Source organism: Polymorphobacter sp. PAMC 29334, from assembly GCF_019431245.1.
Lineage (GTDB): Bacteria > Pseudomonadota > Alphaproteobacteria > Sphingomonadales > Sphingomonadaceae > Polymorphobacter_B > Polymorphobacter_B megasporae.
Map to the genome: position 1 here is coordinate 1,451,894 of NZ_CP080243.1, position 16,564 is coordinate 1,468,457.

Consider the following 16,564-nt stretch of genomic DNA (forward strand, 5'->3'; position numbering starts at 1 on the left):
TATCGCAGACATGATATATTTATTAGTGGGTCTGCCAATGACTTGCTCCCGTCGTTTTCCATGAGAGACGTGCTTGATGCAGAATATTGCAGAAGACAAACAGACATTCATAGGGCCACAACCACGAAGCGCCGCGCTGCCGGAGATGGCGACGGCGGTGCTCATTGTCGATGAAGGCCGTCAGGTTGAATATGTTAACGCCAGCGCGAGGGAGCTATTCCTGCCGGTCGAGCCGATCGGCTGCACGTTAACGGCTCTGTTTACCAGTTGCGGTGCTACGGGTGGAGACGAGGTATTCGCAGGAGTCGATAGCGGTGTCGCATCGACACCGGTGAGGCTTCGGCTCACCGACGACCGCCTGCTCGACTGCACGCTGCGCCCGTTATCGAGCGGTGGTTTCGTCCTCAGCATGGATGATGTCACGACCTATGTGCGCAATGCCGAGATGGCGGAACGTGACGCATTGACCGGGCTAGCCAACCGTAAGGCGTTACGGGATCGCTTGGTGGAGCGGCTTACCAACGTAGCTCGGACGGGTCAGGCAACGGCGTTGCTGTATATCGACCTCGATCGCTTCAAGGCGGTCAATGATACGCTTGGACATCCGATCGGCGACACACTGCTCCGGAAGGTAGCCGAGCGTTTCAAGAGCGCGACGCGCGACGGCGATATCGTGGCGCGCCTCGGCGGTGATGAATTTGCAGTCATTCAATCAGACACGCCGCAGCCAGCTGGTGCGCAAGCGCTTGCGACACGCTTGGTTGACCTAATTGGCCGGGCCTATGCGATCGACGGTCATCTCCTGCACATCGGAGCAAGTGTTGGGGTCGCGATCGCGCCGATCGATGGTCGCGAGCCCGATGTTTTGCTCAAGAACGCAGATCTTGCGCTCTACCGAGCGAAGGCAGAGGGCCGCGGCTGCTACCGTATGTTCGCGCCAGAGATGGCCGAACATCTGCCGGCGCGGCGATTGCTGGAAACCGATCTACGACGCGCCTTGGCTCTCAAACAGATGCAGCTTTTGTATCAGCCACAGTATGATCTTGCCTCGAATGTGATCATCGGTTTCGAAGCGCTCATAAGGTGGCACCATCCGACACGTGGCGTCGTGCCGCCCGAGGAGGTTATTCCGCTCGCCGAAGAGATTGGTATCATTGGAGCAATCGGAGAATGGGTGCTTCGTACGGCGTGCAAGCAAGCCGCCGCGTGGCCGGTCCCTGTCACCATTGCCGTCAACCTTTCGCCGGTTCAATTTCGTGGTGGAAGACTTGCCGAAACGGTGACGTCGGCTCTCGCTCAATCGCAGCTTGACGCACACCGGTTGGAGCTTGAGATCACGGAAGGGGCCCTGCTCAACGATACCAGTGATGTCCTCAAAACGCTCAATCGGCTACGGGAAGTCGGTGTCGCCGTGACGATGGACGATTTCGGGACCGGATATTCGTCGCTAGGTTACCTTCAGAAGTTTCCGTTCGATAAAATCAAAATCGACCAGTGCTTCGTTCGCGATATCGATTCTCACGTCGAACGGCAGGCGATCTTTCGTGCCGTGACTGGCCTTGCCGCTGCGCTGCGCATGAAGACAATTGCGGAAGGCGTCGAGACTGAAGGCGAGCTTGCCTGCGTCCGCGCTGCCGGTTGTGATGAAGTGCAGGGTTACCTAACCGGTCGGCCGATTTCGGCCGAAGCCACAATGGCGCTTCTCGCATCCACATGCTCAGCAGAAGCTGCCTAGGGAGATATGTCATGTCCGACGAGCTTTATCGCCTAGTCTATTATAGCCACAATACCGTGACCGGCGATGCAGACGCGGTGGAGGCGGCGATAATCTCAATCTTGGCAAAAAGTCAGGTAAACAATCAGCGTGTCGGTGTTACTGGCGCGCTAATGTTCAACTCAGGCTGCTTCGCTCAGGTCCTTGAAGGTCCGCGTTCTGCCGTTGAGGAGGTGTTCGAGCGTATCCAGCAGGATGATCGTCACGGCGATGTGTCGCTACTCTCATTCGATCCCGTACCTGCTCGAGCATTCGAGAACTGGTCGATGGGCTTCGTTGGGGCTTCTATCGGCGACGCCGCTCGCTACGGAGTTCTCGTAAACGGCAGCGGTTTTGATCCCGCAAAGATGGACGGTGATGCTCTATTCGAGACCCTGCGGGGACTTGCAATGGAGGAAGAGCATGCCGCTGATTGAGCGATCTTGATAGGCGTTCGTTGGGACAGATTATCAGCCGCAGTTTAGCGCATTGGCTGCGCTGCTTGCAGACGGCAGTAAAACTTGGGCTTGACAAGTCTGCAGTGTAGATAGGCGACGAAGCGTAGCCCCGCTGTTCATAGCCCGACCTTTGACGTTCGGTCAGAACCGCGATCAACGGGGGGCTCGATCGGCGCATATCGTCACCTCTCTCGCAGAAATAACACTAAAAAAGCCGGCACGTTGAAACGGAAAGTAAAAACGACGTAGCGATCGTCGTGAACACTAAGTGTCGATTCGAGTTGCTGCAGGGCCCGGCGTGGATTTCGTACGTTCATCGTGCGACTGGCGGCGTTTAGTGCGCCGCTGTCGACAACCCGGACGAATATCGGAAGTCGTTTAGAACAAGCATGACCAGTTCCTTGAGGAACGCCGCTGGCGAGAAGCGGCCGAGCACCTCTTGGGCATAGCTGGGCAGCGTACATAGCACTACGCGAATCCGGCTGGACTGCCGCCGAAGTTCGCGCATTCCAGGCCTCCGTCTATCATGTTGGACTTAGCTTCCGGTGCTTACCGCTTACTCGGACGATCCGCACGTCCTATTTTAGTCTCGGCCACGCATTGCCTCGATCCGTACCGACAAATCATTGCCACGCAGATCCGTGCCGATGCACAATTAGATCCAAAGTGGATCGAAGGAGCGCTTTATAAAGGCCGATGTGCAATCCCAAAAAGCGGAAAGTCTCGCACTTAACTAGATCGACAATACCGCCTGACGACCCTTGGTCGATTTGGATCGGAAGCAGCGCTCGCAATCCGGGATCTCTGCCGATTATGCCACCTTCGATCTGACGTTTTCAAACAACTGGGTGAAACCAATGCCGGATCAAGCTCGCATCGACGTCCACCATCACATCCTTCCTCCACCATACCGTAAATGGCTGATGGATCACGGTATAACCACCGCAGGTGGTCCGCCTCTACCGGAGTGGTCTGTCTCGGCCACCCTTGAGTTCATGGCGAAATCCCAGATAGCCACGGGGATCCTCTCGGTGTCGATGCCAGGAGTTCATCTCGGCGATGATCACGACGCTCGACGCATGGCTCGCATCTGCAACGACTTCACGGCCGATGTGGTGAGCCGCCATGCCGGCCGCTTTGGCTTCTTTGCGGTCTTACCTCTCCCAGATTTGGACGGAGCGATGGCCGAAGTAGCGCATGCTTTTGATGACCTTCATGCGGACGGTGTTGTATTATTAGCCAATGCTCGCGGGACATACTTGGGCGACCCAGCGTGGGATACGCTGATGGACGAGCTCAATCGCCGCAAGGCGGTTATTTTCGAGCACCCCGCGGATCTTCCAGGACCGCCGGTCCAGGGCATTCCGAGTTTCGCGGTCGACTTCCTGCTCGACACGGCGCGCGCCGCTATCAGCCTCGCGCTGAACGGATGTCTTGAACGCTATCCTGATCTTAAGATAATCTTGTCTCATGCTGGCGGATTTATTCCGTTCGCTGCCGAGCGCATCGCGGTGGCAATCTCGCCAGACCAGACGATCGAAAGCGGCGTCGCGCGCTTGCAGCGCTTCCACTTTGATACTGCCCTGTCGGGAACCCCATGGGCCCTCCCGAGCCTGTTGGCATTCGCGGATCCAGCGAAGATTGTGTTCGGCACCGACTGGCCATTTGCGAGTGAGGAGCAGGCGCTCCACTTCACCAAATTGACCGACGCCTTCAGCATGCCCGACGACGTTCGTCGCAAAATCGCCCGCGGGAATGCCGAGGCTCTCTTTCCTCGCCTCGCTCCCCCAGCAGTGGCGAAGCGAGACGCCATGTAACGCCCTTTTCGAGAAAAAGTATGCCGAGGACGCAATGATTGGCCTCGTCGCATACGGGTAATCTAAGTCTTTTGAGGAGATGCCTTGCCGCGGCAATCGGCACGCTTTGAACGCTGATCCGCTGGATCCCGTATTCTAGCGCTCGAGCCTCTCAGGCGGGGGTGGAGATATCCCTTTCGCCGGGTTCATCAGACACGAGAAGCTCGGCGAGCACGACGATCGACGCCCCCCTAAACGATTCAGTGGAAGCGCCCGCGATCTGGATTGCGTGCTCAGGCGTCAGCGTGGCCGCCGCCTGGTGTTCGGGATCGAGACGTTGCCAAGCGCGGACGGCGCCGCGGAGGCTCGTCACTTCAGCGAGATCGGTGTCGCCGCGGGGGACGTTCTCGAGCGAAGCGCTCATGCGCCAGTCGATCCGCGGCGTCATCGCGCCGCTTCCCCATTTCGCTTCGGTCATGATGTTCATCTCGCTAAAAAGCCGTCCGGAACTCTACGGTCGTCCGCCGTCATTGCCATGCAGCGTCCTTCATGAGCGGCTTGTGCCAACACTTCAAGGCGTGCTGCCGGCTTTTGTGGACGCGGCAACGAACGTCGCTGGGTAGTATCGCAACACAGCGGGGGATTCTGCAACCGACGCGATGTCGATCTCGGCCCCATTCTGTTGAGTGATTCGGATGACGCGCTTTTCAACGATGGTCGCAACGCTCATAGCCCTTTGATGGCCTCGTCAATCCCATCCGCCCGCGACAAGAGCCGCGCCGTCGCCCAAACTGATGGGGCAACTCCACATGCCGGGATGGTCTTGGCGGCGACCATCCTCGCATCGAGCCTGGCGTTCATCGACGGGTCGGTAGTCAATGTCGCGCTGCCGGCGATCGGTGCAAACCTCGGGAATTCGCCAGCCGACCTGCAATGGGTCGTCAATGCCTACCTGCTGCCATTGTCGGCGTTGCTGTTGATTGGCGGCGGTGCCGGCGACCGCTTCGGACGGCGGAGGCTGCTGATTGGCGGCACGGTGCTCTTCGCCGTCGCATCAAGCCTGTGCGCATTTGCGCCGACATTATCGTGGCTTCTCGTCGGCCGTGCGGTACAGGGCGTCGGTGCAGCGATCCTGATGCCGAACAGCCTCGCTATCCTCGGCGGTTCGTTCGCCGGGCCGTCCAAGGGTCGCGCGATCGGCACCTGGGCGTCGGTGGGTGCGGCAGCGGGTGCGATCGGGCCTTTGTTAGGTGGCTGGCTCGTCGACGTCATCGGATGGCGGGCGATCTTCCTGATCAACCTCCCGATCGCCGCCGGTGCAATCATCCTCGCGTGGCGCTACATCGTCGAGACGACCGACGACGCCGGTACGCCGCTCGACTGGGCCGGCGGGTGCCTGGCGACGGCAGGGCTCGGCGCCCTGACCTGGGGTCTGACGCAGTTCTCGTCGGGCGGCGGCGGCACGGTCCCGCTCGTTGCCGGAGTGGCGCTTCTGATCACCTTCGTCGCTCTCGAGAGGTCACGTGGCGACAGGGCGATGATGCCGGTGACGCTGTTCTCGTCGAAGAGCTTCGTGGGCCTGACGCTGCTGACATTGCTTCTATACGGGGCCCTCGGCGGGCTGCTGCTGCTGCTGCCGTACGTCCTCATCCGCGCCGACGGCTATTCGGCATTCGCCGCGGGAGCGGCGCTGCTGCCGCTGCCCTTCGTCCTCGGCATCGCGTCGCGGGCCATGGGCCGGCTTGCGGCGACGATTGGCCCGCGTCTGCCGTTAACCATAGGGCCGATGATCGTCGCCGGCGGTTTCATCCTTGCCACTCGGATCGGCGATGCGGGATCGTACTGGACACAGGTGTTTCCCGCCCTGTTGGTGATATCGCTTGGAATGGCTGGGGCCGTCGCGCCGCTGACCACAGCCGTCCTGAGTTCGGTTGACGCACGACACACCGGAACCGCATCGGGGTTCAACAGCGCCATCGCCCGAACCGGGGGGATGATCGCGACCGCGCTGCTCGGAGCCGTGCTTGCCGCCCGAGGCGCAGCGCTCGTCGATGCATTTCGAACGACCGCGTGGGCCGCGGCGGGGATGGCCGCAGCTGCGTCTGCAGCGGCATTTCTGCTCGTGTCGGCTGGGACGGGAATGGCTGACGATTGAGAGCATGGTTTTGCTTGCGGCTTCGATCCTGTCACCTCGACTACTTGATCAGCTTGTTTACGTGGTCGGTAGGTCGCGGACCCGCTTGCGCGTGGCGTTATAAATGGCGTTGGCCACCGCCGCGGCGACCCCGGTGATGTCGATTTCGCCCACCCCATGCGCGCCCATCGGTGTGTGCGGATCGGCGATGTCGGTCCAGATGACGTCGATGTCGGGCACATCCATGTGCACGGGGACGTGATATTCGGCGAAGCTCGGATTCATGATCCGCCCGTTGCGCTCGTCGAACTGCGTCTCCTCCATCAGGGCCATCGCGAGCCCCGATGATACCACCGAGGAACTGGCTGCGGCGGTCTTGGAATTGAGGATGCGTCCGCACTCGAACTACCCGGGGAAGCGGCGAACAAGGTCTCTCCGGTCACCGTGTTAACGCGCACTTCGCAGAAGAGCGCGCTGTGCGAATGCATCGACCAGTGCGTCAATTCGAGCGGCAGCGATGCCTCCTTGAAAGCTACGCCTCGATCCTCGGCCGGGCGCAGCAGGACAGCGTCGTCGTCAGCACGCCGGGCGGGATCGGCGAGCTGGGCGAGGCCGCTGTCGATGCTGCCGACCTTGTCGGGCGACAGCCCGGCAAGCGGCGAGCCGTTGCCCGCCAGCTTCAGAAGCTCGGCCACCAGCGCATGGTGAGCGGCGATCACCGCGGCGCCGATCGCCGCAATCAGTTGCGACCTGCCGGCCATGATCGCGCCGGGGATGATAGTGTCTCCGTAGCCGACCGAGACGTTGTCGAGCGGCAGTCCCAGCTGGTCGGCGGCGACCTTCGCGGTCGTCGTCGCCGTGCCCATCCCCATCTCATACGGGCGACGTCGACGGTCGCATGCCCGCGCGCCGCAGCGTTATCAGCGCAGCCGCTCCCGGCATTCGGTAGTAGGGATAGGTGCCGGGGGCGGAGCCCATGCCGATCAGCCACTCGCCTTCGCCGCGAGTATCGCCAGTGTTAATAATCTAGGCGTTGGTTATAGCAGAACGGTGGCGCGGCGCAGCGTAGGCGACGACCATAAGTCCACCAATTATTGCAATGTTCTTCAGAAAGCTGGCCAGTTGCGTCTGCTGTTCCATCCCCTGCGCTGCCCAGAAAGCGTGGAACAAGATTGCGGTCAACAGCGACCAAATCGCAAGCACGGCGGCGGTAGCGCGCAGCCGAAAGCCCAAGACCAGAGCCGCCGCTCCCGCGCACTCGAGTAGCGCTGCACCCCAAGCGAGGAGATCCGGGACGGGCAGCCCCTTCGATGCGATCGCACCCGCGATCGGGGCGTGAAAAGCAAATTTGAGCAGACCGCTGATGCCGAATAACAACGCCATCAAGATGCGACCGGTCGGCCAAGCCCAGGCTATATCATCTGCCCTAACGAAAGACGTTGGTGCTCTCGCCGCGCGATCGTCATCAATGATCGTGTCCATGTGAAGTCTCCACCTAATAGTTCTGAACGGTCCGAATTTGCAATAACAGTTTCAACGATGTGCGCGTCCGAAACTTTAGCAGGTTTGTTCATGTCACTCGCGTCTGGCTCGGCCTAAAAGGGGAATACTGCAGATGGTGGTGAGCGGGCTACATCTGATATCTAGCAAGCCATTTTTTTTCGAACACTGATCTTGATCAACATCGGCTAACTTTTTTGAGAGTTATGGACGTAAAGCACTAGCTGATAGGGTCCAAACCCATTCAACAACTTAATTCCGGGGCGGCGTGCCGGTTCGCAAGGCCAAGCCCCGGTCGCGTAGCACGGTGATGTAGGCGACCGCGGCCTCCAGATCGTTGCCGAGGACGACTTCGGCAAGGCCGCTGACGTCCGCGCTGTTTGGCGCAAGCACCTCGATCAGCTGAGCGGCCGATGGCGCATCGAGATCGTCATACTTGTGGAGGTGCAGCAGGCGCGGCGAGCGCGTAAGACTACGCAGCCCGTTTCAATTTACGCTGCAGATACTGTTCATCGAACCCTGCAAGCTCGGCGAGCTTAACGATATCATTGATGACGAGTACCCCGCCGCGGAGCCGCATGGCTCCTTCCAGCCGAAGCCGCCGCAGGACGCGGTTTACGTGGACATAGGTCAGGCCAAGCGCGTCGCTGAGAACGATCTGGGTCAGGGGCAGTTCGAGTTCGTCGCCCGTGTTCAAGCCGATATTGCGGGCACGGATGTAGAGTTCGCACATCAGGTGAGCGACGCGTTCGACGCTGCTCCGTCTACCCATACTGACGATCCACGCCCGCAGCACGCCTTCGTCGACGAGCTGCGCCCACCACAGCGCTTGGGTGAGGATCGGGCGGGTGGCGATCAGATGTCCGAAGCGTTCGCGCGGTATACTCGCCACCCGGGCATCGGTCAGTGTGGCGATATTGTGATCCATGATGTGGCTTGCCCCGAGATGCATATCGCAGCAGTCGCCAGGCATCAGGAACGCCGTGATCTGGCGCGCACCCTCGGAAAGGATCTGATAGCGACATGCCCACCCCTCAAGGATCACGAAAAGCGGCCCGGAGGGGTCACCTTCGCGGATCAGGTCATGCCGGGCCGGAACGTCGCGGGCGTTAGCGCACTCGGCCTCGAGCAAAGCAACGTCATCGCGCGACAAGGCAACGTGTGCATTGAGCTTGTCGATGAAGGCGTTGGACATGCCGTTTCCCCGGGCGTGCCGGCCCTGTCCCGCCTCACATACGCTCTTTTGTACGCTATCGGTTGATCCAAATCAGCGACGCTGAACGATTATGCTCTACACCCTGCAATATCGTCGGCACGCAGCCCCAGGCGCCGGCGGCAGGGAGAGGGCTGAGCGCTCCCGCCTGAAAGCTCAGGTAACTCGAATGTCAGACGGTCAAACCGACGAACTTTTGCGTCCTGTCGCGCGAGGTGTTGAGCCCGACGCGCACGGTCAGGCAGCACTGTTGCTCGCGGAAAGCATTCTACACGCCCTGGTAGACACGGCCGTGCTGACCACTGCGGAGGCGGTCAACGTCGTGACCAATGCGACCGAGGTAAAGCGCGAGGTTGCGACCGCGGCGGGGGAGTCGACCGGCCGCATGCAGCAGTCGCTCGACTTGCTCATGCGGATGACCGCAAGTTTCGAGACCGATGGCGCAGTTAAGCGTCCAGCGACCGATCCGCATTTTCCGCGACTGGTTTAATTTTCGACGCATTGGCGAAATTAATCACAATCAATTTTGCGAAGCCGTTTCGCTGGCAACATCACGTTTCATGCCGGGCGGGAGCGAGTCGATGGCAATTAACGATCCAACATATCTGCTTCGGCGAATGATCGCGTCGTACGATGCGGCCAAAGTGGCGCAGCACCCTGCTGCTCGCCAAGCTCATCGCACCTTGGCTGGCCTATATCGAGAGCAGTGGCAGACTGCTCGCACAAAAGCCGCCGCCCTATCACCAGCGCCAACTGCTTTTCGACTCAGGCCTGAACCAGAGGAGGCCCGCGTTTGATGAAGGACCTCGAAGCATTGATGGGCAAAATTGTCGAAGGCGATCGGGCGGCGTGTCGCAACCCAACCTTATCCGAAGATATTCGATGATCACCCCTAGTTGACCGGCCGCTACAGCGCTTGTGATGAGCGCGCGCCTGGTCGGCTACGCTACCAGCCAGCTACACCACCACTCGGGACACGACCATATCGATTGTCCGGCGATATGGCCCGGTTTGTCGGTTTGTCGCATAATGCGCCCATTCTCGGGCTAACTTGCTGTGCGATGACGCGTTCGTCGCCAACTTTGTCTTGCGATTTGCTTCTTGCCTTCCCCCTCTCGCCGCCAGTTGGCGGCGATAGATGAGGCGCGTTCGTTCGACACTTCGAGCCGAGCGTAACCGATGCCCTCGCCAAACTTGCCCCCGGCGGCGAGGTCGGCGGCAATTACCGCCGCCTCACGCGCGAGTGGTCCCCCCGTCGGACTTCCAATCCCGCCCGCACCGCCAATGACCCGTGCCAACTTCCCGAAACCCTGTTTACGACCTCGCCCTCTTCAAATTTGGGGCGACGCGGGATCAGACTGGTTGCATCACTCCCAAAGCGCTGTGGCGTGCCTGGGAGCGACCTGAAACCCGCTGACGGTCGGCCGCGCGTCTTTTGGGCAAATCGTGGTGTACAAAGCCGTCGAGCAGTCGGGGCACGTGAATTGGAGGAAGTGCACGGGGGCGTCGATGAACACGTTGGGATCGACCCTGACGCTTGGACCGGCGGCTGTCGATTGCGCGCTGAGCTCCGAGACGTGGAGCCGTCCCGCGCCGTCGGAGATGATTTCACCGCAATGACGGCAGGCTATCCGATGTTCCTCGAAGACTGTAACAGCGGTGAGGTTGTCGTCGATCGGGACGCCGCCCACAACGTCCGCCTTATGGTTGGTCAATCCGTTGGCGGAGGAGCCGCGCCGTCGCTCAACCCTAAGAGCCACGCGCCGCAGATCGGTTGCCTCCCTGTCGACTCCAGATCCGTGTGCAAGAACAACCCCGTAGATCTCGTCTGCCGCTCGTAGGCTTACGATTCCAGCCTCGACGTCGCGCAGCACCGCCGCCGGATCGCGGTGCAGGGGGTCGCCGTAGCCGCCGCCGCCCTGACAGTTCAGATACAGAACGTCACCTGGAGCCAGCGTGCCCTCTTCGTGGCACTGCGTCACGTGCTGCGTTCCCTGCAGGTCGGCCAACGTGCCCGGGACTTGACCGTTGGCCATTCTGGTCAGCACGTCGGCACCCTGCACGACGACATCGTAGCCGAGGTTGCCGGGATAGCCGCCGGCGAGGCCAGGGCTTTGGGCCGTCGCCTTTCCGGAGCTCGAAAGGAGAATGTTGGCTGGCAGCGACGTGCCATAGGGCGTCATCGCAACCCCGCTGCTGGCCCCGCCGCGCTGTCGACCGGGGCCTCCGGAATCGATTTCTTCACGACGCCAGAGCACGAGCAGCGGGTAGAGCAGTTCGGTAATCTCCACGTCGGGCACGCGGCCCATCGGAATGCAGAAGTTGCCGCCGGTGCTGATCCCGTCGCGATCCGCCCGCGCCCCATAACCGCCCGCCACCGAATCCATGACAGCGTTGAGAAACGGGACGGCCGTATCGTTGCGTTCGTCGACTCCGGCGATGAGCGCGACGTTGAACGTGCCGCAGCAACTCGCCTGCAAGTTTTTGCGCATCTCGAAATTACGGTCGAGCATCAACGACAGGCACTGGGCGACGAGGTTGCCGATCATCCACGCGCTGCCCAAAGGAGCCCGGTTCACCGCCGCCGGGAACCGAGCGTTGTTCAGCGTCCCCTCCGGTGTGACAATGTCGAAGCAACGCATCAAACCGCCCGCGGACCAGGGTATGTCGCCCGCTAGCATGGGCAGCAGCGCCAACATGATCCCACCGCGGCATCCGCCGTAGGTGCAGTTGATGATGCCGACCTGAGGATCGGTGCCGGTGAAGTCGAACACCAGATGCCCGTCGCGGTTGGTCATTGTGACGACCGTCTTATGAGTGCCTCGGTCACCGAGAAACGCCTGATCCTGATAGCCTGTAGCCGACCAGGTCCCCTCCGGCAGCTCACGCAGCTTCTGCCGCAGACGGCTCTCCGCGTCTCCGAGCATGCGCTTCATCACCGCCTTCACAACGTCCGCACCGTATTGTTCGACAACCTCGAGCAGACGGGTGCGGCCGATGTTGTTCGCACCGACCTTGGCGCGTAGATCGAGGCCGACGATCAGCGGGACGCGCGACCGCCGCACCCAGGCGTCGAGGACGTCTTGCTGGATCTCGCCGTTACGGACGATCTTGATCGGCGGCGTCGGCAACGCCTCGGCGAAGACATCGACGTTGCCGATCGGGGCTGAGCCTATGGCAGAACCGCCAAGATCGGGTTGATGGCATATCGCGTTGGTCCAGCCGAACAGGCGTCCCTCGTGAAAAACAGGCTGGAAGATCAGAACGTCGTTTTGATGCAGCCCGCCGCCGATCCAAGGATCGTTGCAGAGGAACATGTCCCCTTCCTCGATCCCGGGATTCTCAGCGCGGTGCAGTAGCGTCCACGACAGCGCCAAGTCAATCGCGCCCACCAGCATGGTGTTGTACAAGCCAACCTGAACCGCCTGGCCGATCTCGTCGTTGAGGGTGAAGTCGAAGTCGTTCGCGTCCGTGACGATCGGCGATCCAGACATGCGTTTCAGCGTCTCGCCCATCTCGTCCGTCACCGACCAGAGACGGTGGCGCACGACCTCATACGTGAGGGGGTCAAGGTCGTCGATCGCCTGCTGGTCTACTTCGTGCAGCTTGAGCTTGCTCGGGATCGTTGCGCGCAGGACGGCGGGATCAATAGGGCGGCTGACGAACTTCTCGGATCCGGGAAACATCAAGCAGCCTTTCGTGCGATGGGGAGCGCGACGACGGCGGCATTCGTCTCGATACGTAGATTGCCGAGCTCGTCGATCCGGCCGATCATGCCCTGTCGAATAACCACCGAGGTCGTGGGGACGTCGATCACCGCCGGACCCTTGAGCACATGCCCGCTCTTTAGAAGTCGGTAGTTGTAGATCGGGGTGTCTTGAAAGCCCTTAGTCCAATCGAGACAGACCTGCCGCCTAGAGATGATCGCCTCGGTCGCGTCCTCGCTTGCCGCCACGCCGACCCCGACGAAGGTGGGTGTCACGTCGAGCAAGCCGACGCCGCGCACGCGTAGCGTGATGCCGAAGATGCCAGCCTCACGGAAGCCCGACCCCTGGCCATAAAGCTGGGCGTAGCGGCGTTCAAACTCGGCGGCGCAGCGCTCGACAGCGGCTTGGTCGATCGGGCCAGCGGAAACCGGCGTCGTGACTTCGCTTAGCTGCACGCCGTAGCGCATGTCGATCTCGCGGTGCAATTCGACCCGATCGAGCGAGAGCCCCTGACGGTCGATCGCTTCGCGCACGGCCGCCTCGAGCGCTTCGAAGCCAGCCTGCACGCGCGCTGGGTCGAACGGCACGGCCATGGGATCCGATTGCTCGCGGACCAGTACGACGTCAGAAACCGCGAGCCCGAACGCCGAAAAGGCGGAGGCGACAGCACCGAGGGGCACCACCACCTCGCTGACACCCACCTCCTTGGCGAACGCGGCGCAATGCGCTGGACCGGCGCCGCCGAATGCATAGACGGTGAAGTCACGCGGGTCGTGGCCGCTCTCCACCACGATCTTGCGCAGGAGGTCGGCGGTCTGCGCGTTCTGAACCGCGTGAATCGCCGCCGCGGCCTGATCGATGGTCAGGCCCAGCGGTTCGGCGATGCGGATCCGGATCGCCTCGCGGGCAAGATCGATGCGGATCGGTCGCTCACCCCCGAGCAATCCGGTCTCCGGCAGGATTCCCAGCACGAGGTTCGCGTCTGTGTTGGTCGGCTCCGTTCCGCCAGCGCCGTAACAGGCGGGTCCAGGCACGGCCTGCGCGGACTTGGGACCGACGCGCAGGTTGTGGCCGCTGTCGATCCACGCGATCGCGCCGCCGCCCGAGCCGATCGCTTCGACCTTTAGCGTCGGCACGTTGACGGGGAATTGGTTCACTATCGTCTGCGAGGCGCGCACCGGCTCCCCGTCGACGATGATCCCGGCGAGGAAGGTCGTTCCCCCAACGTCGGTTGCGATGATATTGCGGTGCCCGAGACGCTCGGCGAGGCGAACGCAGCCGACCACGCCACCGGTCAGCACGCCGCCGATGGTGGTGATGGCGGTCGCCGCGGCCTCACCCGCCGCCACCGAACCGCCGGAACTCTGCATCACGAGGAGGGAACCGCGCAGCCCCTCCCGCCGGAGCCTCGCCTCCAACTCAGTCAGATATAGATCCAGGCCCGGCCCGATCTGCGTACTCATGATCGTGGTCGCGTTGCGTGCGAACTCCCGGATACGGGGGCTGACCTCCGACGAAATTGCCACGAAGACGTCGGCGTCCTGCTCGGCCACCAGCTCGCGCAATCGCTGCTCGTGCGTAGGATTTCGGAACGACCATAGCAGCGAGATCGCGATAGCGCGTACGCCGTGGGTCAGGATCTCGCGGATAACGGTGCGTGCCTCGTCCTCGTCGAGCGGCGCGATGACAGTGCCGGTGCGGTCGATGCGTTCGGTAACCTCGCGCGCAAGCCGATGGGGCACAATTGCACGCGGCTTATCCTGCAGCACGATCTCCTGCAGCTCGTGCTGGGGGCGGCCGAGATACCGTCCCTCGACGTTCATGATGTAGATCGAGTCGCGATGGCCCTTAGTCGTAATGAAGCCGACGTCCGGCACGTTGCCCATCACGAGCGCATTCAGCGAAGAGGTTGTGCCATGGGCGACGTAGTTCGTCTCAGTCAGCAAGTCCCGCGTCGAAGTGCCGAGCTGCTTCGCCAGCAAATCGATCGCGATTTTCGCACCTTCGCCGTAATCCGGCGGCGTGGAAGGTGTTTTCGACGACGCCATGCTTCCGTCGGAATGGATGAGCACCGCATCGGTGAATGTCCCGCCGACGTCGATGCCGATGACGTGTCCCATGTCTGATCCTCACCCATTCTGCGGTCGGGCCGACGTTTCGGCTCCGTGGTCACCACATTTGAATCCCAACGCCCGGGGCAGGCCGCCCCGCCAAGATGTCAGGCCGCGTTCGACACAGGCTCGCGCAACGCTGCCTCCTGCTGCAGCTTCTCGGCGATGATCGCGCGGAGCATCGGCTTGGAAGGCTTGCCCGACGACGCGATCGGGAAGCCCTCGACGATTTCGATCCGCTCAGGAAACTTGAACTTCGCGAAACCCATCCCGTCCAGATGCTTGGCAATTTCGCCGACGCTCAACGTATCGGCTCCGCGCGTAAGCATGACGAACGCGCACATCCGCTCGCCGTAGGCAACGTCCGGCATGCCGACGCACATCACAGAAGTTACCTTTGGGTGCTCGCACATAGCCAGCTCGACCTCTGAACAATTGATCTTCTCACCGCCGCGACTGACGACATCCTTGACCCTGCCCTCGAACGAGACGTAGCGCTGCCCGTCGATCACGTGCCAACGCATTAGGTCGCCGCTGCGATAGTATCCGTCGACCGTGAACGCGCCGGCGTTGTGCTCCGGCGCGTTGTAGTAGCCCCTGATTGTGCTGGGGCCACGGATGATCAGCTCTCCCACTTCTCCCGGACCGACGTCATTCTGCGTGCCCGGCTCCACAAGCCGGATCTCGTCCTGGGGGGACACGGACCGGCCGACAGTTCGTGTGATGGCCTCGGGCGGATCCTCCCGGCGCGTGTGGCACAGCAGTCCCTCGGTCATACCGTAGAGCGTGTAGGCTGGCGCGTTAACCATCCGGCTGAGCTCGGCTGACTTGTCGATGCAGATCAGCCCGTAGGCATCCTTGAAAGTGTGCTCGTCGATCGCCCCGTTCTCGATCAGGCGCATGATATGGACAAGTACGATCGCACACCAGTTGGGGCGACGTTCCTGGATGATGTGCTGCATCGATTCAAGATCGCCACGCGGCGCGATCGCGACCTCGCCGCCGATGATCAGGGCCGGCAGGGAAAAGCAGGCCATTGGCATGTTGTGTAGCATGGGGTTTGGGGTGAAGCTGACTAGGGTCTCGTCGAACCCGAAGTACTCGACAATGCAGCGTGCCGAGTTGACGTACTCGTTGTGAAAGCGCGGAATGATCTTGGGCGTGCCGCTGGTTCCACCCGAAAGCTGGAAGATCGCAACCTGATACGGATCCAGGGTGGTGCGGATCTCGGCCACGGTTGCGCGCGCCTCGTCGGGGTCCTCTGCCAGCGCTAGTTTGTCCAACGAGTGCGTGCCCTCGTGCTCGACGCCGTCGTCGCGGATTGTCAGGATGTGCTGCAGTGTAGGCAGCTCCGACCGCATGTTGCGCGCGAATTCGATCAGGTCGAAGCCCCCCGTCGAAGGCGCTACGATGTAGCCCTTGGCGTCCGCCTGCCGTCCGATCTGCCCAATCTCGTTTCCACGATGGGCGGCGAGCGTGCAAATCGGGATCACGCCAGCTTTGAGGCAGCCGATGAAGGTAAGCAGGAGTTCCTTGGAATTCGCCGCCTGGAACAGCACGCGATCGAGCGGCTTGTACCCAAGTCGATGCAGCGCTGCAGCTATCCGGTCAGTCATGACGGATGCCTTGGCGTACGTCATCGTGACACCGGGCTCAGAAAAGGCGACACGGGTCGGCCAGCGCCGGCATGCGGCCTCGAACACGTCCGTCAGCGTCTCATCGGTCAGTACGCCCTCCGCGGCGTAGTGATCAATCGCAGACTGCGGCAGGTAGCTAACCCCCGCCATCGGGTACTTAACGCCTGCCAAGACCTCGTCCTTCCCATTTTAACTATCCGAGGCTTATTCTGCCTCCTGACGCCAGAGACGATAAACGGACGTTTGTGTCGGGTC

13 protein-coding genes are annotated in these 16,564 nt (G+C 61.5%); 5 read left to right on the plus strand and 8 right to left on the minus strand.

Going from position 1 to position 16,564, the window contains the following annotated elements:
* Positions 1–76 precede the first annotated feature (76 nt).
* The 3 genes from KZX46_RS10780 (at position 77) to KZX46_RS10790 (ending at position 4,028) form a co-directional block, all read left to right on the plus strand.
* Positions 77–1,735 (plus strand): bifunctional diguanylate cyclase/phosphodiesterase, encoded by a 1,659-nt coding sequence (locus tag KZX46_RS10780; protein WP_219776572.1) that lies wholly within the window; start codon positions 77–79, stop codon positions 1,733–1,735.
* A gap of 11 nt (positions 1,736–1,746) precedes the next feature.
* Positions 1,747–2,190, plus strand: a complete 444-nt coding sequence (locus tag KZX46_RS10785; RefSeq protein WP_219776573.1) for a BLUF domain-containing protein — start codon at positions 1,747–1,749, stop codon at positions 2,188–2,190.
* 782 nt (positions 2,191–2,972) lie between these two features.
* Positions 2,973–4,028, plus strand: coding sequence for an amidohydrolase family protein (locus KZX46_RS10790; RefSeq protein WP_219776574.1), 1,056 nt, complete (start codon positions 2,973–2,975; stop codon positions 4,026–4,028).
* Between the two features lie 151 nt (positions 4,029–4,179).
* Here KZX46_RS10790 and KZX46_RS10795 read toward each other — a convergent pair whose 3' ends face one another.
* A complete protein-coding gene (locus tag KZX46_RS10795) occupies positions 4,180–4,494 on the minus strand; it encodes a hypothetical protein (RefSeq protein WP_226896221.1) in 315 nt (104 codons plus the stop codon).
* A 330-nt stretch (positions 4,495–4,824) separates the two neighbouring features.
* On the opposite strand from KZX46_RS10795, the gene KZX46_RS10800 reads away from it, so the two are divergent.
* On the plus strand, positions 4,825–6,162 hold the full coding sequence (locus KZX46_RS10800) for an MFS transporter (RefSeq protein WP_226896274.1): 1,338 nt from the start codon (positions 4,825–4,827) through the stop codon (positions 6,160–6,162).
* 57 nt (positions 6,163–6,219) lie between these two features.
* Here KZX46_RS10800 and KZX46_RS23245 read toward each other — a convergent pair whose 3' ends face one another.
* From KZX46_RS23245 to KZX46_RS10815, 4 genes are all read right to left on the minus strand, one after another.
* On the minus strand, positions 6,220–6,495 hold the full coding sequence (locus KZX46_RS23245) for a molybdopterin cofactor-binding domain-containing protein (RefSeq protein WP_255615443.1): 276 nt from the start codon (positions 6,493–6,495) through the stop codon (positions 6,220–6,222).
* Positions 6,465–7,007: a molybdopterin cofactor-binding domain-containing protein gene (locus KZX46_RS10805; protein WP_255615444.1), complete on the minus strand. Its 543-nt coding sequence runs from the start codon at positions 7,005–7,007 to the stop codon at positions 6,465–6,467. The genes KZX46_RS23245 and KZX46_RS10805 overlap by 31 nt, the downstream gene beginning before the upstream one ends.
* Positions 7,008–7,167: 160 nt before the next feature.
* On the minus strand, positions 7,168–7,623 hold the full coding sequence (locus KZX46_RS10810) for a DoxX family protein (RefSeq protein WP_219776576.1): 456 nt from the start codon (positions 7,621–7,623) through the stop codon (positions 7,168–7,170).
* 490 nt (positions 7,624–8,113) lie between these two features.
* Positions 8,114–8,836 (minus strand): Crp/Fnr family transcriptional regulator, encoded by a 723-nt coding sequence (locus KZX46_RS10815; RefSeq protein ID WP_226896222.1) that lies wholly within the window; start codon positions 8,834–8,836, stop codon positions 8,114–8,116.
* Between the two features lie 91 nt (positions 8,837–8,927).
* On the opposite strand from KZX46_RS10815, the gene KZX46_RS10820 reads away from it, so the two are divergent.
* A complete protein-coding gene (locus tag KZX46_RS10820) occupies positions 8,928–9,344 on the plus strand; it encodes a hypothetical protein (RefSeq protein WP_219776577.1) in 417 nt (138 codons plus the stop codon).
* Between the two features lie 877 nt (positions 9,345–10,221).
* Here KZX46_RS10820 and KZX46_RS10825 read toward each other — a convergent pair.
* From KZX46_RS10825 to KZX46_RS10835, 3 genes are all read right to left on the minus strand, one after another.
* Positions 10,222–12,540 carry a hydantoinase B/oxoprolinase family protein gene (locus KZX46_RS10825; RefSeq protein WP_219776578.1) on the minus strand — a complete coding sequence of 773 codons (2,319 nt, stop codon included), beginning with the start codon at positions 12,538–12,540 and terminating at the stop codon, positions 10,222–10,224.
* Entirely contained in the window at positions 12,540–14,681 is a 2,142-nt protein-coding gene (locus tag KZX46_RS10830; protein ID WP_219776579.1) for a hydantoinase/oxoprolinase family protein, read from the minus strand. Before KZX46_RS10830 ends, KZX46_RS10825 begins: the two co-directional genes overlap by 1 nt.
* Positions 14,682–14,779: 98 nt before the next feature.
* A complete protein-coding gene (locus KZX46_RS10835; protein WP_219776580.1) occupies positions 14,780–16,480 on the minus strand; it encodes an AMP-binding protein in 1,701 nt (566 codons plus the stop codon).
* Between the last annotated feature and the right edge of the window lie 84 nt (positions 16,481–16,564).